Annotated in this window: 14 protein-coding genes; 7 read left to right on the top strand and 7 right to left on the bottom strand. The window is 74.0% G+C overall.

Annotation, left to right across the window (positions count from 1 at the left end; all coding sequences use genetic code 11):
* Window positions 1-3 precede the first annotated feature (3 nt).
* Window positions 4-1020 carry a zinc-binding metallopeptidase family protein gene (locus ABD990_RS29940; protein ID WP_345384137.1) on the top strand — a complete coding sequence of 339 codons (1017 nt, stop codon included), beginning with the start codon at window positions 4-6 and terminating at the stop codon, window positions 1018-1020.
* Here ABD990_RS29940 and ABD990_RS29935 read toward each other — a convergent pair.
* Window positions 1005-1763 carry a TetR/AcrR family transcriptional regulator gene (locus ABD990_RS29935; RefSeq protein WP_345384136.1) on the bottom strand — a complete coding sequence of 253 codons (759 nt, stop codon included), beginning with the start codon at window positions 1761-1763 and terminating at the stop codon, window positions 1005-1007. The genes ABD990_RS29940 and ABD990_RS29935 overlap by 16 nt on opposite strands.
* 98 nt (window positions 1764-1861) lie before the next feature.
* Between ABD990_RS29935 and ABD990_RS29930 the strand changes: the two genes are divergently transcribed.
* Together ABD990_RS29930 and ABD990_RS29925 are read left to right on the top strand one after the other, a co-directional pair.
* Window positions 1862-2821 carry an ATP-binding cassette domain-containing protein gene (locus ABD990_RS29930; protein WP_345384135.1) on the top strand — a complete coding sequence of 320 codons (960 nt, stop codon included), beginning with the start codon at window positions 1862-1864 and terminating at the stop codon, window positions 2819-2821.
* Window positions 2821-3627, top strand: coding sequence for an ABC transporter permease (locus ABD990_RS29925; RefSeq protein ID WP_345384134.1), 807 nt, complete (start codon window positions 2821-2823; stop codon window positions 3625-3627). The genes ABD990_RS29930 and ABD990_RS29925 overlap by 1 nt, the downstream gene beginning before the upstream one ends.
* Window positions 3628-3680: 53 nt before the next feature.
* Here ABD990_RS29925 and ABD990_RS29920 read toward each other — a convergent pair whose 3' ends face one another.
* Together ABD990_RS29920 and ABD990_RS29915 are read right to left on the bottom strand one after the other, a co-directional pair.
* On the bottom strand, window positions 3681-4175 hold the full coding sequence (locus tag ABD990_RS29920) for a pyridoxamine 5'-phosphate oxidase family protein (protein ID WP_345384133.1): 495 nt from the start codon (window positions 4173-4175) through the stop codon (window positions 3681-3683).
* A 41-nt stretch (window positions 4176-4216) separates the two neighbouring features.
* On the bottom strand, window positions 4217-5392 hold the full coding sequence (locus ABD990_RS29915) for an acyl-CoA dehydrogenase family protein (protein ID WP_345384132.1): 1176 nt from the start codon (window positions 5390-5392) through the stop codon (window positions 4217-4219).
* 152 nt (window positions 5393-5544) lie between these two features.
* On the opposite strand from ABD990_RS29915, the gene ABD990_RS29910 reads away from it, so the two are divergent.
* From ABD990_RS29910 to ABD990_RS29900, 3 genes are read left to right on the top strand one after another with little or no spacing between them, the layout of a single operon-like run.
* On the top strand, window positions 5545-5862 hold the full coding sequence (locus ABD990_RS29910; protein WP_345384131.1) for a YdhR family protein: 318 nt from the start codon (window positions 5545-5547) through the stop codon (window positions 5860-5862).
* Window positions 5863-5916: 54 nt separating this feature from the next.
* Window positions 5917-7803, top strand: coding sequence for a LuxR C-terminal-related transcriptional regulator (locus tag ABD990_RS29905; RefSeq protein ID WP_345384130.1), 1887 nt, complete (start codon window positions 5917-5919; stop codon window positions 7801-7803).
* Window positions 7800-8168: a DUF488 domain-containing protein gene (locus ABD990_RS29900; protein ID WP_345384129.1), complete on the top strand. Its 369-nt coding sequence runs from the start codon at window positions 7800-7802 to the stop codon at window positions 8166-8168. Before ABD990_RS29905 ends, ABD990_RS29900 begins: the two co-directional genes overlap by 4 nt.
* A gap of 9 nt (window positions 8169-8177) precedes the next feature.
* Here ABD990_RS29900 and ABD990_RS29895 read toward each other — a convergent pair whose 3' ends face one another.
* Window positions 8178-9302 carry a GuaB3 family IMP dehydrogenase-related protein gene (locus ABD990_RS29895; protein ID WP_345384128.1) on the bottom strand — a complete coding sequence of 375 codons (1125 nt, stop codon included), beginning with the start codon at window positions 9300-9302 and terminating at the stop codon, window positions 8178-8180.
* Window positions 9303-9322: 20 nt separating this feature from the next.
* Window positions 9323-10828 (bottom strand): IMP dehydrogenase, encoded by a 1506-nt coding sequence (guaB, locus tag ABD990_RS29890; RefSeq protein ID WP_345384127.1) that lies wholly within the window; start codon window positions 10826-10828, stop codon window positions 9323-9325.
* Between the two features lie 243 nt (window positions 10829-11071).
* On the opposite strand from guaB, the gene ABD990_RS29885 reads away from it, so the two are divergent.
* The gene (locus tag ABD990_RS29885; RefSeq protein WP_425569689.1) at window positions 11072-11455 is read left to right on the top strand and encodes a DUF5319 family protein; all 384 of its coding nucleotides are present in this window, start codon (window positions 11072-11074) and stop codon (window positions 11453-11455) included.
* A gap of 93 nt (window positions 11456-11548) precedes the next feature.
* Here ABD990_RS29885 and ABD990_RS29880 read toward each other — a convergent pair whose 3' ends face one another.
* Together ABD990_RS29880 and ABD990_RS29875 are read right to left on the bottom strand one after the other, a co-directional pair.
* A complete protein-coding gene (locus tag ABD990_RS29880) occupies window positions 11549-12700 on the bottom strand; it encodes an anti-sigma-D factor RsdA (protein ID WP_345384125.1) in 1152 nt (383 codons plus the stop codon).
* Complete coding sequence (locus tag ABD990_RS29875) at window positions 12701-13273, bottom strand: sigma-70 family RNA polymerase sigma factor (RefSeq protein WP_233306467.1); 573 nt, start codon at window positions 13271-13273, stop codon at window positions 12701-12703. It abuts the gene before it with no gap.
* Window positions 13274-13754 lie beyond the last annotated feature (481 nt).

Here is a 13754-nt window from a genome sequence, read left to right as displayed (position 1 = left end):
CGCGTGCGCGCCTTCGCCTGCCCCCACTGCTCCGCGCTGGTCTTCTTCGAGAACTCGGTGTGCCTCACCTGCGGCACCGAGATCGGGTTCGCGCGCGACGAGCGCACGATCGTGCGCGCGGAGGGCCGGCACCGGTGCGCGAACCGCCGGACCGCCACCTGCAACTGGTTCGCCGCCGGGCCCGGCGCGCTGTGCGACTGCTGCGCGCTCACCCGGACCCGTCCCGCCGACGACGACTCCGAGGGCCTGGCCGCCTTCGCCCTCACCGAGCAGGCCAAGCGCCGCCTGCTCTACCAGCTCGACGACCTGGCGCTGCCGGTCGTCGGACGGGACGAGGGGGCGGGCGGGGACCCGCGCGGCGGGCTGGCCTTCGACCTGCTGTCCAGCGCGCACCGGCCGGTGACGACGGGGCACGCGAGCGGCGTGGTCACCCTCGACCTGGCCGAGGGCGACGCCGGGTACCGGGAGCGGATGCGCGTCCAGCTCGCCGAGCCCTACCGCACCCTGCTCGGGCACCTGCGGCACGAGACGGGGCACTGGTACTGGGAGGTGCTGGTGGACCGGGCCGGGCGCAACGACGAGTTCCGCGCCCTCTTCGGCGACGAGCGCGAGTCCTACGCCGACGCCCTGGAGCGGCACTACTCCTCCGCGCCGCCGGACGGCTGGGAGGACCGGCACGTCAGCGCCTACGCCACCGCCCACCCGTGGGAGGACTGGGCCGAGACCTTCGCGCACTACCTGCACATCCGGGACACCTCGCAGACCGCGGCGGCCTTCGGGATCAGCGTGCACGGCCCGCGGGAGACCCGCGAGGAGCTGACCTCCGAGCCGCACGAGACCGAGAAGGACTTCGACGCGATCATCGCCGCCTGGCTCCCGCTGACCTACGCGCTCAACGCGGTGAACCGCTCGATGGGCCACGCCGACCTCTATCCCTTCGTGCTGGCCCCGACGGTGCTGGACAAGCTGCGGTTCGTGCACGACCTCGTCATCGCGCGGCCCGGCTACGTCCCGGCCTGACCCGCCAGCCGCTCCACGCCGTCGAGCAGCAGGCCGAGGCCGAACTCCCAGGTGTCGTCCGAGTACTCCTCGTCGAACCCGCCCTTCTCCCAGATCCGCGTCATGGTCGGGAAGCGCTCGGGCGTGTAGTAGGTGCCCCAGAAGCCGGACCGGGACTCGTAGTAGTCGTCCTGGGTGACGCCGGTGCGGGCGGACACGCTGGTGTCCGTGACGGCGGCGCGGGCCGCGCCGAACACGTGCGACTCCACGAGGTTCGCCACCCGGCTGACGGTGGCCTCCGGCAGCCCGGTGAGCGCGACGGCCCGGTAGAGGTCCTCCTGGGCGTCGAGCACGTGGGGCCCCAGCGGCATCCGCCAGAGGTTGGAGCGGATGAGCCACGGGTGCTCCTGGTACATCCGCCAGGCCTCGTGCGCGTGGAACTCCACCTGCGCCCGCCAGCGCAGGTCCCGGTCCGGCAGCCGGCGGCCCGCCCATGCGCGGTCGATCATCAGCTCGAACAGCTCGTCCTTGCCGGGCACGTAGGTGTAGAGGCTCATGGCGCCGACGCCGAGGTGCTGGGCGACCTTGCGCATGGACAGCTCGTCGACCCCGTGCGCCTCCGCGACCTCGATCGCCCCGGCCACGACCTGCTCGAGCGTGAGCCGCTGCCGGGGCCCGCGGGTCGGCGGGGGCGGTGGGTCCCAGAGCAACCGGATCATGGCCCGCCCCTCGGGCGTGCCGTACTCGATGTCCGTTTCGTCCACGATCGCGAAACTCCCTTGCACGTCACTCCGTACGGTGTATGGTATCCGATCGGAACGCAGTACGCCGTACGGAATGCTGGATCGGACGAGGGGAACCGATGATCCACACCGAGTCGCTCACCCGCACCTTCCGGGTGGGCAAGGAGACGGTCGAGGCGGTGCGCGGGGTCGACCTCGACGTGGCCGAGGGCGAGCTCGTCGCGTTCCTCGGCCCCAACGGCGCCGGCAAGTCGACCACCCTCCGGATGCTCACCAGCCTGCTCCCGCCCACCTCCGGGACCGCCCGGGTCGCCGGCATCGACGTCACCGAGCACCCCGCCGAGGTCCGCCGCCGGATCGGCTACATCGGCCAGAAGGACGGCGCCGGCCACAACTACCGGGTGTGGGACGAACTGCTCATGCAGGGCCGCTTCTACGGGATGGACAAGGCCGAGGCGAAGGCCGCCGCCGGGTCGCTGCTCGAGACCCTCGACCTCACCGCCCTGCGGATGCGCAAGGTCAGCTCGCTCTCGGGCGGGCAGAAGCGCCGGCTCGACATCGCGCTCGGGCTGATCCACGGCCCGCGCCTGCTCTTCCTCGACGAGCCGTCGACCGGGATGGACCCGCAGAACCGGGCCAACCTGTGGGAGCACATCCTGCGGATCCGCGAGGAGCGCGGCGCCACCATCGTGCTCACCACCCACTACCTCGACGAGGCCGACGCGATGGCCGAGCGCGTCGTGATCATCGACCACGGCCGCGTGATCGCGGACGACACGGCCGACGCGCTCAAGCGCAAACAGGCCGGCGACCGGCTCACCGTCGTGGTGCGGCCCGCGCAGGCGGAACGGGCGCGGAACCTCCTGGCCACCGAGGGATCGGAACCCGCCGAGAGGCCCGACGCGGACGGGCTCGCCCTGTCCGTCCGGGTGGAAGCCGCCCCGCACGCCATGCCCGGGGTGCTGGAACGGCTGCGGGCGGCCGGGATCGACGTGATCGCCGCGTCCGCCCGCCAGCCCACGCTCGACGACGTCTTCCTCAACCTCACCGGCCGCTCGCTGCGCGAAGGAGAGTCCTGATGACGGCACAGCTCGCCATCTCCCTGCCCGCTCCCCCGCGCACCGGCGTGCTCACGGACGTCGGCCACGTGTGGTGGCGGGAGACCCTCACGATCGTGCGGGACCCGTTCTCGCTGATCTTCTCCCTGCTCCAGCCGCTGGTGTTCCTCGGCCTCTTCGGGCCCCTGCTCTCCGGGCTGGCCGGCGACGGCGCACTGTTCGGCGGCTCGTCGCTGCAGTGGTTCCTGCCCGGCGTCGTCGTGATGATCACGATGTTCGGCACCTCGATGACCGGCGCCAACCTGCAGTTCGAGATCATGACCGGGGCCTTCGAGCGGATCCTGGCCACGCCGCTGTCCCGGTCCTCGCTGATGATCGGCCGCGCGCTCAAGGAGCTCACCCCGCTGGTCGTGCAGGCCGCGATCATCACGCTGGTCGCGATCCCCTTCGGCTTCGTGCTGTACCCGCTGCACGTGCTGGTGGGCCTGGTCCTGCTCGGCGTGTTCGGGGTGGGGATCGGCGCGCTGTCCTACGCGCTGGCGATCGCGGCCCGCAAGACCGAGTGGATCTTCTGGGCGGTGCAGCAGTCGCTGCTGTTCCCGCTGCTCATCCTGTCCGGGATGATGCTGCCGCTCGAGACCGGCCCGGGCTGGATGCAGGTGGTGTCGAAGTTCAACCCGCTCACCTACGTCGTCGACGCAGAGCGCGTGCTGTTCGCGGGCACCGTGGCGGACCCCGCCGTGCTGTGGGGGTTCGTCGCCGCGATCCTCACCGCGCTGGTCGGGCTGGCCGTCGGCATCCGTTCCATCCGCTCCGCGACCATCTGACCGTGACGTGCGCGGGAAGTGTGCTCCGGCACCGCTTCCCGCGCACGGGCACGTCAGTGCTTCCGGACCACCGTCTCCACGCCGCCCTCCCGCCACATCGTGATGTCGAGGTGACCGTCGCCCACCTCGACCGCCGACGCCCCGACGAGCCGGGCGCCGAGGAACCGGTCGAAGGTCTGGCCGCGCAGGTCGAGGCCGGTGTCGGCGAACAGGTCGTCGGCGAACCGGGCGTGCAGGCCCGGGTCCTGCACGTTCTCGACCGTCCCCCACACCTTCGCGTCGCCGTCCGACACGGTGGTGTCGACGGTCGCGGTGTGCAGCGTGAAGCGGGGGTCGCGGTCGAGGTCCCGGAACTTCGCGGTGTCCGGCATGCCGACGAGCCACAACCGGTCCTCGAAGAACCGCGGCTCCATGGGGCAGATCCGCGGGAACCCGTCCGGGCGCAGCGTGCCCAGGAAGCACAGGTTGCCGGTCGCGGCGTGCCGCCGGCGGAAGATCTCCGCGATCCGCGGCGCGTCCTTCTCGAACTCTCGCCAGGAGGTGGTCATGCCGGAACGGTAGGCCCGAACCCTGACAGGACCTGTCCGGTTCACCAGCGCGGGCCGGCGGGATCGACCCCGAGCAGGGCCTTGCCGACCATCTCGTGGGTGAACGCGTCCGTGCCGGGGTGGAAGCGGGCCGCCCGGACGTCCCGCGAGAGCCGCTCCAGCTCGGTGCCCGCACGGTAGGACGCCCCGCCGACGACCTCGCACGCGCTGTCGACCACGCGCATCGCCGCGTGCGCCGCCCGCCACTTCGCGCTCAGCACCTGCACGCCCCACAGCGACCCGTGGTCCACCCCGGTGCCCCAGTCCCGGGCGAGGGCGTCGAGCTGGGCGCGCGCCGCCGAGAGCTCGAGGTGCATCGCCGCGACCTGGTGCTGCACCAGCGGATGGTGGGCGAACGTGGCGCGCGGCAGCGCGATCGACGTGCGCGTCCGGGCATGGGCGACGGCCAGCTCGAGGGCGCGCTCGGCGATCCCGACGTAGACGTTCGCGATCAGGGTCAGCGCCCACACCTGCATCGTGCCGACGACCGGGTCGTCGGTCGGGCCGGCCGGGACGACGCGGAGGACCTCGGCGTCGGCGAGGAACACGCCGTCGAGCACGGTGTCGTGGCTCTCGGTGGCCCGCATGCCCTGGGCGTCCCAGTTGCGGACGGTCCGCAGGCCGGCGGCGTCGCGCCGCACGAATCCGTGCACGACGACCGGTGCCGCCGGGTCGGAGTCGTCCATCGCGTGCAGGCCGAGCCGGTCCCAGTGCTCGCCGAGCGAGCCGAACATCTTGCGGCCGTCGATCCGCCAGCCGCCCGCGACCCGCGTGGCCCGCGTCGTGGAGAGGGCGACCGGCACGTCGTTGCCCGCCTCCGCGTGCCCGGAGGCGAGCACCTCGCCGCCGGCGGCCCAGCGCAGGATCGGTTCGGCGGCGTCGAGCCCGCGGGCCGCGAGGTCGGCGGCCGTGCCCACCCAGTAGTGGTGCATGCAGGTGGAGAGGGCCGTGGCCGGCGAGAAGCGCGCCATCCGGCGCTGCTCCGTGCCGAGCGCGGCCAGGTCGAGGCCGAACCCGCCGCGGTCGACGGGCAGCGCGGCCCGCAGCCGGCCCGCGGCCCGCAGTGCGGCGAGGTCGTCCGTTGCGTAGGTGCCGATGGCGTCGTGCCGGGCGGCGCGGTCGCGGAAGTCGGTGAGGAGCTCGTCGGTGAGCGCCGTGCGCTCGAGCGTCGTGGTCATGGCCCGGAACGCTAGGAACGCGGCGGGGGTGTCACCTCGGGCGAACGCTCCATCCGGCGCTCCATCCCGGATGGAGCGTTCCTCCGATGTGTTCGGCCGGCCTGCGCTCCTAGCGTCGCGGTCCTCTGCAGGACACGAGCGAGGAGGTCCCCGTGTACATCCGGATCGTCACCTTCGGCATCACCGTCCCCGAGGCGGCCTACGCGGCGCACGCCGAGGCCGTCGCGCCCGCCTTCACCGCGTGGCCCGGTCTGCTCGGCAAGTGGTGGCTCGCCGACGCCGACGGCGGCACCTACGGCGGCGTCTACTTCTTCACCGACCGCGCGGCCGCCGACCTCTCCCGGGACACCGACACCTTCCGGGCGATGACGGACAGCCCGGCCCTGACCGGGATCACCGTCCGGGAGTTCGACGTCCTGGCCGCGCCGACGGCCGTCACCGCGCCCGATCTCGCGGCGGCCGCCTGCTGATCGTGCCCGTTCGGCCCGGCCGCCGGCACCCGGACCGGCCCTACCATGCCGGACGTGCCGGGTGACGACGCCGCTCCGCTGGTCGCGGACCGCCTCGCGGCGGCCCGCGCGACCGAGCTCGTCGGCCGGGCCGCGGAGCAGCGGGTCCTCCGGTCCTGGCTCGACCCGGCGGGACCGGCGGTCGGGTTCGTGCACGGCCCCGGCGGCATCGGGAAGACGACGCTGGTCCGGGGCACCCTGACCCGGCTCGGCCGGCCCTGGGTGGAGCTGGACGCGCGCACCGTCGAGCCGACCCCGCCCGGGGCGCTGGCGGCGCTGGCCCGGGCGCTCGACCGGCACGTCGGGAGCCCGGCGGAGGCGTCCCGGGCGCTGGCCGCGCACGGCACCGAGGTGCTGGTCGTCGACTCGTACGAGCGCTGGAACCTGCTCGACGGCTGGCTGCGCGCGGAGCTGGTCGCCGCCCTCCCCGCGCACGTGACCACGCTGCTGGTGGGCCGGCGTGCACCGAACCTCGCGTGGCGGACGTCGCCGGGCTGGCGGCCGCTCGTCGCCGAGCTGGCGGTGGGCCCGCTGCCGCCGGAGGAGCTGGACGAGCTGCTCCGCCGCCGGGGGCTCGAGGCCGGGCAGCGGGCGTGGGTGAGCGCCCTCGCCCACGGCCACCCGCTGGCCGCCATCATCGCCGCGGAGGCCCTCGGCCGGTCGGGCGGCACGCCCACGGCTGCGGCCGGCACCCCCGGCGAGGTGGCGGAGGAGCTCGTCGAGGTCCTGCTCGACGACCTCGACCCGGCCGAGCTGGAGGTGGTCGAGGCGGCGACCGTGCTGCGCCGCGTGACCCTGCCGCTGCTGCGCTCGGTGCTCCCGGAGCACGACGCCGACCGGGCGTGGTCGGTGCTGCGGAGGCTCCCGCTGACGCGGGTCTCCGGCTCGGGTCTGGAGCTCTCCGGCGTCACCCGGGCCGTGGCGCTCGACGCGCTGGAACGCCGGGACCCCGACCGCGTCCGCGCCCTGCGGACCCGCGCGGCCCACGCGATCCTCGACGGCCCGGCCGCCGACCGGCGGGGTGCGGACTGGGACAGCACCGCGGACCTGATGCACCTGGTCCGGAACCCGGTGATCCGCAACGCCTACGCGCCGCCCGGCGGCCTGCAGCACCCGGCGGAGCGGGCGTGGCCCGAGGACCGGGCGGCGGTCCTGGACATCGCGGGCCGGTTCACCGGTCCCGGGGGCGCGGCGCTGACCGAGACCTGGTGGCGGGAGCGGCCCCAGGACTTCCACGTCGCCCGCGGGACCGCGGGCGTCACCGCGTTCAGCACCGTCGCGCTGCACGACGCGGTCGTGGAGCCGGCGCTGCGGGCCGACCCGGTCCTCGCCGCGACGACCGACCACCTCCGCAGGCACTCCCCGCCGTCGGGCAGCCGGTCGCTGCTGGTGCGGTCGATGCTGGGGCACCGGCGCGGCGAGCTCTCCTCCCCGGAGGTGGCCACGCTCGTCGTCGACCTCAAGCGCACGTACCTCGAGCACCGGGCCACCCTGCGGCGCGTCTACTCCGCCGTCCACGAGTGGGAGGCGGCCGCACCGCTGCTGCGCACCATGGGCTTCGTCCCCGCCGGCGCGGTCACGGTGGGCGGGCTCCCGCACCGCCTGGCCGTGCTGGACTTCGGCGCCGCCGGTCTCGACGGCTGGATCGCCCGGCACGTCCTCGACGAGCAGCGCCCCGGTCCGCCCGAGGCCCCGCGGCCCGCCGTCCTCGAGCTCACCCCGCGCGAGCAGGAGGTCCTCTCCCTCCTCGCCGAGGGGATGACCAACATGGAGCTCGCCCGCGCGCTGTTCATCAGCGAGCGCACGGCCAACCGGCACGTCAGCAACATCTACACGAAGCTGGGCGTGCGGAACCGGGCCGAGGCGACCCGCGTGGCCGTCGAGGCGGGCATCGCCTCGTGAGCGGGAGCACCCTCCGCGTCTCCCGGGTGTACGACCACGAGCCGCATCCGGGGAGCCGGTCCTACCTGGTCGACCGGGTGTGGCCGCGCGGGGTCCGCCGCGACGACCTCGAGCCGGCCGGATGGGCGAAGGACGTCGCCCCCAGCCCGGAGCTCAGGAAGTGGTTCGGCCACGACCCGGAACGCTGGGAGGAGTTCCGCCGCCGCTACTTCGCCGAGCTCGACGCCCGGCCGCAGGCCTGGCGGCCGCTGCTCGAGGCCGCGCGGTCCGGCCCTGTGACCCTGCTCTACGGCTCCCGGGACCGCGACCACAACAACGCCGTGGCGCTGCGCGACTACCTCGCCGCGCGGCTGGTCGAGGACTGACGCATCGGTTCAGGCCCGGACGGTCAGCCCGACCCGCTGGAACTCCTTGAGGTCCGAGTAGCCCGTCTTCGCCATCGCCCGGCGCAGCGCGCCGAAGATGTCGACGGTGCCGTACGGCGTGGAGGACGGTCCGAACAGGACCTGCTCCAGCGTGCGGTCCGAGGGGGCGAAACCCGTGACGTCCGAGCGCGGCAGCGACGGGTGCGCCGCGGCGGAGGTCCAGTAGAGACCGTCCGCAGGGGCGTCGGCCGAGTCGGCGAGCTGCTCGCCGAGCATCACCGCGTCCGCGCCGCAGGCGATGGCCTTGGCGACGTCCCCGGAGCCGTTGATGCCGCCGTCGGCGATCACGTGGACGTACCGGCCGCCGGTCTCGTCGAGGTAGTCCCGCCGGGCCGCGGCCGCGTCGACCAGCGCGGTCGCCATCGGGACGCCGATGCCCAGCACCTCGTCCGTGGTGGTCGCGCTCGACTCGCCGTAGCCGACGATCACCCCGGCCGCGCCGGTGCGCATGAGGTGCATCGCCGTGCGGTAGTCGCCGACGCCGCCGGCCACGACCGGCACGTCGAGCGAGTTGATGAAGTCCTTGAGGTTGAGCGGCTCGCCCTTGCTGACGTGCTCGGCGGAGATGATCGTGCCCTGCACGACCAGGATCTCGACACCCCCGGCGAGCAGCGCCGGGGTGAGCTCGCGGGCCCGCTGCGGGCTGACCCGGGCCGCGACCGTGACGCCCGCGTCCCGGACCGTGCGCAGCGCCTCGGCGAGCAGGTCCTCCTGGATCGGCGCGGCGTGCAGCTCCTGCAGGGCGCGCACCGCGGCGGTCGGGTCGTCCGAGTCGGCCGCCTCGACCACGCGGGCGATCGCGCCCTGCGCGTCGGCGTGCCGGGACCAGAGGCCCTCGGCGTTGAGCACCGACAGCCCGCCGAGCTTCCCGATCGCGACCGCGGTGGCCGGGGAGACCACCGCGTCCGTCGGGTGCGTGACGAGCGGGATCTCGAACCGGTACGCGTCGAGCTGCCAGGCGGTCGAGACCTCCTGCGAGCTCCGCGTCCGCCGCGAGGGCACGATCTCGACCTGGTTCAGGTCGTAGGCACGACGGGCCTCCCGGCCCATCCCGATTTCCACGAGGTCACGCACGGGTGACCAGCGTAGACGCCCTACCGAGCGGCGTAGTTCGGGGCCTCGACCGTCATCGTGACGTCGTGCGGGTGGCTCTCCTTGAGCCCGGCCGCGGTGATCCGGACGAGCTGGGCCTGCTGGAGCTCGGGGATCGTCGACGCCCCGGCGTAGCCCATGCCGGACCGCAGGCCGCCGACGAGCTGGTGCACCACCTGGGCGAGCGGGCCGCGGAACGGGATCCGCCCCTCGATGCCCTCCGGGACCAGCTTGTCCTCGCTGAGCACGTCGTCCTGGGCGTAGCGGTCCTTCGAGTAGGACTTGCTGCCGGAGCGCGACTGCATGGCGCCGAGCGAGCCCATCCCGCGGTAGGTCTTGAACTGCTTGCCGCCCACGAAGATCAGCTCGCCGGGGGACTCCGCCGTGCCCGCGAGCAGGCTGCCGAGCATGACGGTGGAGGCGCCGGCCGCGATGGCCTTCGAGATGTCGCCGGAGTACTGGATGCCGCCGTCGGCGATCACCGGGACGCCGGCCGGCGCGCAGGCGCGCGAGGCCTCGTACACCGCCGTGATCTGCGGGGCACCGACGCCGGCGACCACGCGGGTCGTGCAGATGGAGCCTGGGCCCACGCCGACCTTCACCGCGTCCGCCCCCGCCTCGACCAGGGCCTGGGCCCCGGCATAGGTGGCCACGTTGCCGCCGACGACGTCGACCGACTCGCCGACCTCGGCGCGCAGCTTGGCGACGGTCTCCAGCACCCGCCGCGAGTGCCCGTGCGCGGTGTCGACCATCAGGACGTCCACCCCGGCGTCGACCAGGCCCATGGCGCGGGCGTACGCGTCCTCGCCCACGCCGACCGCGGCGCCGACGACCAGGCGCCCGTCCGGGTCCTTGGTGGCCAGCGGGTACTTCTCGGTCTTGTTGAAGTCCTTGATCGTGATCAGGCCGCGGAGCACGCCGTCGCCGTCGATGATCGGGAGCTTCTCGAGCTTGTGCCGGCGCAGCAGGCCGAGCGCGGCCTCCGCGGTGACCCCGACCCGCGCGGTGATCAGCGGGGCCTTGGTCATCACCTCGTGCACCGGGCGCTGGTGGTCCACCTCGAACCGCATGTCCCGGTTCGTGATGATCCCGACGAGCTTGCCCTCGGCGTCCGTGACCGGCAGGCCGGAGATGCGGTACTTGCCGCACAGCGCGTCGACCTCGGCGAGGGTGGCGTCGGGCGAGCAGGTCACCGGGTCGGTCACCATGCCGGCCTCCGAGCGCTTCACCACCTCGACCTGGGTGGCCTGCTCCTCGGCGGAGAGGTTGCGGTGCAGCACACCGAGACCGCCGGCGCGGGCCATGGCGATCGCCATCCGCGCCTCGGTCACGGTGTCCATCGGGGACGACACCAGCGGCACCCGGATCCGCACGCGGCGGGAGAGCTGGGTGCTCGTGTCGACCGTGCTCGGGACGACGTCGGACTCCGCGGGGAGCAGCAGCACGTCGTCGAAGGTCAGGCCGAGCATCGCGAACTTCGGCGGCAGTCCGTTGAACTCGCTCGTCATGGCTGGTCGTGCACCCTTCACCGACGTCCCAGGCGGCCCGCTCGCGGCTCGGGTGGACCACCGTCGCAGGACTCCATGGTATCCGGGCGCCGGAGCGCCCCCGGCCCGCCGTGGGGAGTCGCCCGACACACCCGGGTCCGCGCACCCCGGCCCGGGCCCGTCCCCAGGTGCGACGAGTTGTCCACAGGCCTGTGGGTGGACCGGTGGACAGCGTCCCGCCCGCGCGGGCGGACGCGGTACCGTGTGGACGTGGCGTTCGACGGCCTGCCCCCCGACCCCTTCGCGGGCGATCCCTACGACCCTGCCCTGTCGCTCGACGAGGGCGCGGCGGAGGAGCACGAGGAGCTGACCGAGGAGGAGCGCGAGGAGGTCGTGGCCGACCTCGCGGACCTCGCCGTCTACCAGGCCCTGCTCGAGCACCGCGGCATCCGCGGCATCCTCGTCGACTGCGCGGACTGCGGCGAGCAGCACTTCCACGAGTGGAACCTGCTGCGCTCGAGCCTGCAGCAGCTGCTCGACGAGGGGCAGATGCGCCCGCACGAGCCGGCGTTCGACCCGGACCCCGCGCACTACGTCACGTGGGAGTACTGCCGCGGCTACGCGGACGCGGCGCTCAACGAGGACTGACCGGGACGCGGCAGCCCCCTGCACCGCCGAAGGCCCCCGACCGGTCCGGTCGGGGGCCTTCGCGCGAACGGCCTCGGCTCGCGGTGCGCGAGCTCAGCTCGTCGTGGGGGTCGTCGGCTCCGTGGTGGGCGTGGCCGTGGTGGTCGAGCCCATCGACGTGGTGGTCGTCCCGCTCGGCGCCGGGGTCGACGTCGGGGGCGGGGCCGGCTGGCCCTCCACCGTGGCCGACGTCGGCGGCGAGCTCGGTGGGACCGAGCTGCTCGGCGACGGCGGCGGCACGTTGGCGATCCGTGGGTCGATCGTCCCCGGGTCCTGCGTGCGCGGGTCGTCCTGGGAGCCCGACGGCGAGGTCGGCCGGTTCGGGCTCGACGACGGCGAGGTGCTCGTCGGGTCCGACGGCGGAACGCCCTGGTCCGGGTCCTCGCTCCCCTCGGCCGCCGGGGCCTGCGGCCGCGGCGTGCCGTTGCGGAGCGGGGCGCGCGGGTCCGTCGGCTGGCCCTGCGGCGTCTCCTGCACCTTCTGCGCCAGGAAGGTCTGCTCGGCGGCGAGGTAGGTCTTGCCCTCCTCCGGCCGGACCTGCTCCAGCAGCGGCGCCATCGCGGCGAGGTCCTGCTGCGCCCCGGCGGTGTCGCCACGCTCGAGCTTGGCGTTGACCTCCTGGATGCGCTGCTTGACCTCGACGGCTGCGAGCTTGGAGCTCGCCGCGTCCTTGTAGAGGACCTGCGTCACGCCGAACAGCGGGCTGCCGGGGTCGGCGTCCTGCGCGCCGATGGACACGCCGGCGATGCTGAAGACCAGCAGCGCGGCCGCCCCGGCGAGGGGGATCAGGTGCCGGCGCCGCGACGACGGGCGCCGGGCCGAGCCGGAACCGACCGCCGCCACCGCGGTGTCGAGGTCGACCAGCTCCGGGATCGGGTCGGCGTCGACCTCGGCCTTCCAGGCGGCGAGCATCGCGACGACCTTGTCGTCCGCGTCGTACCCGCCGTGGCCGGGGGCCGAGACGGTCATGCCGGCGGCGAGGGCGTTGATGAGCTCGTCGTCCGCCTGGACGGCGACCAGGTCCAGCGGCTCGTCGGCGAACTCGGCCTCCTCGGCGCGCGCTCCGCCGCGGCCGGCCGGGAACGGGATGGGCCGGTTCGGCACGCCGTGCGGGCCGCCGCCGGGGTACCCGTTGCCGTTGGTGCCGTTCGTCCCGTTGCGGGGGCGGCCGAAGGGGAAGCCGCCCGGGTCGTCACGGTCGGACATTCAGACCACCTCCTCCTCGGGCATGTTCTTCCGCAGCCGGGCGAGCGCCCGGTGCTGGGCCACGCGGACGGCGCCGGGTGTGGACCCGACGGCCTCCGCCGTCTCCTCCGCGCTCAGTCCCACGACCACGCGCAGGACGATGATCTCGCGTTGTTTCTCCGGGAGCTGGTCGAGCAGGCGCGACATCTGCTCGGACAGCTCGACGCGCAGCGCGCGCTGCTCCGGGCCGTCCCCGGACTCCACGGAGTCCGGCACGTCCGCGACCGGCTCCGACCGGTTGCGGCCCGCCGCACGGTGCGCGTCGATGACCTTGTGCGACGCGATCCCGTAGACGAAGGCCAGGAACGGGCGCCCCTGGACGCGGTAGCCGGGTAAGGCCGTCAGCACGGCCAGACACACCTCCTGCGCGACGTCGTCCGCCGAGACGGACGACCGGTCCGTCCCGCCGAGGCGCGCGCGGCAGTACCGCACGACCAACGGCCGGATGGTGGCCAGTACACGTTCGACCGCTCCGCGGTCACCTGCCATCGCAGATGCCACCAGCTCGTCGAGAACGTCTGTCGGTTCACTCATCGCGCAGGGTCGTCCAGGCGTTACGCAGCATGTTCGTCATCATCCGTTCGGTGAGGCCGACTACGGAGAGTGCCGAATCGGGGTCTCTTCGACGACCACCGTAGCGAAGCCCCCGGGACGTCCGGGAACCGCTCTCACGGATGAGGACGGGCGACAGGCCCCCTGGTTGCAGTCCGTGTCGCCGACGACGCCGACGTGTCGGGCGCCGTCGCCGAGCGGTCGTCCGGAGGTGTGAGCCGGACGCGCGGCGTCACGGAGGGAGACCCTGTCGAGTCGATCACCGTTCGGCGACGGTGCCCGGCGAGGGGGAGCGCTTCGCGGGGTGTTTCGCGGCGTGTGCGGAGGCGACCGTCCGGGAAGGCGCCCGGTCCCCGCGGTGACGTGGCGCGGGCGTGCGCCGGCCCTGGCGCGCTGCGACGGCGCCGGGACCCGTGGGCCACGCGTCGGGGGCGGGCCGCGCGGTGGGGGCACGACGGGCCGG

The organism is Pseudonocardia yuanmonensis, assembly GCF_039542425.1.
Lineage (GTDB): Bacteria > Actinomycetota > Actinomycetes > Mycobacteriales > Pseudonocardiaceae > Pseudonocardia > Pseudonocardia yuanmonensis.
The sequence above is the reverse complement of the archived record's forward strand: the minus strand, read 5'-3'. Positions and strand labels throughout refer to the sequence as shown.

Excerpts from the sequence above, each read along its gene's own strand:
- ABD990_RS29930 (WP_345384135.1), top strand. The coding sequence starts at position 1,862 with ATGATCCACACCGAGTCGCTCACCCGCACCTTCCGGGTGGGCAAGGAG.
- ABD990_RS29925 (WP_345384134.1), top strand. The coding sequence starts at position 2,821 with ATGACGGCACAGCTCGCCATCTCCCTGCCCGCTCCCCCGCGCACCGGC.
- ABD990_RS29920 (WP_345384133.1), bottom strand. The coding sequence starts at position 4,175 with ATGACCACCTCCTGGCGAGAGTTCGAGAAGGACGCGCCGCGGATCGCG.
- ABD990_RS29915 (WP_345384132.1), bottom strand. The coding sequence starts at position 5,392 with ATGACCACGACGCTCGAGCGCACGGCGCTCACCGACGAGCTCCTCACC.
- guaB (WP_345384127.1), bottom strand. The coding sequence starts at position 10,828 with ATGACGAGCGAGTTCAACGGACTGCCGCCGAAGTTCGCGATGCTCGGC.
- ABD990_RS29880 (WP_345384125.1), bottom strand. The coding sequence starts at position 12,700 with ATGTCCGACCGTGACGACCCGGGCGGCTTCCCCTTCGGCCGCCCCCGC.
- ABD990_RS29875 (WP_233306467.1), bottom strand. The coding sequence starts at position 13,273 with ATGAGTGAACCGACAGACGTTCTCGACGAGCTGGTGGCATCTGCGATG.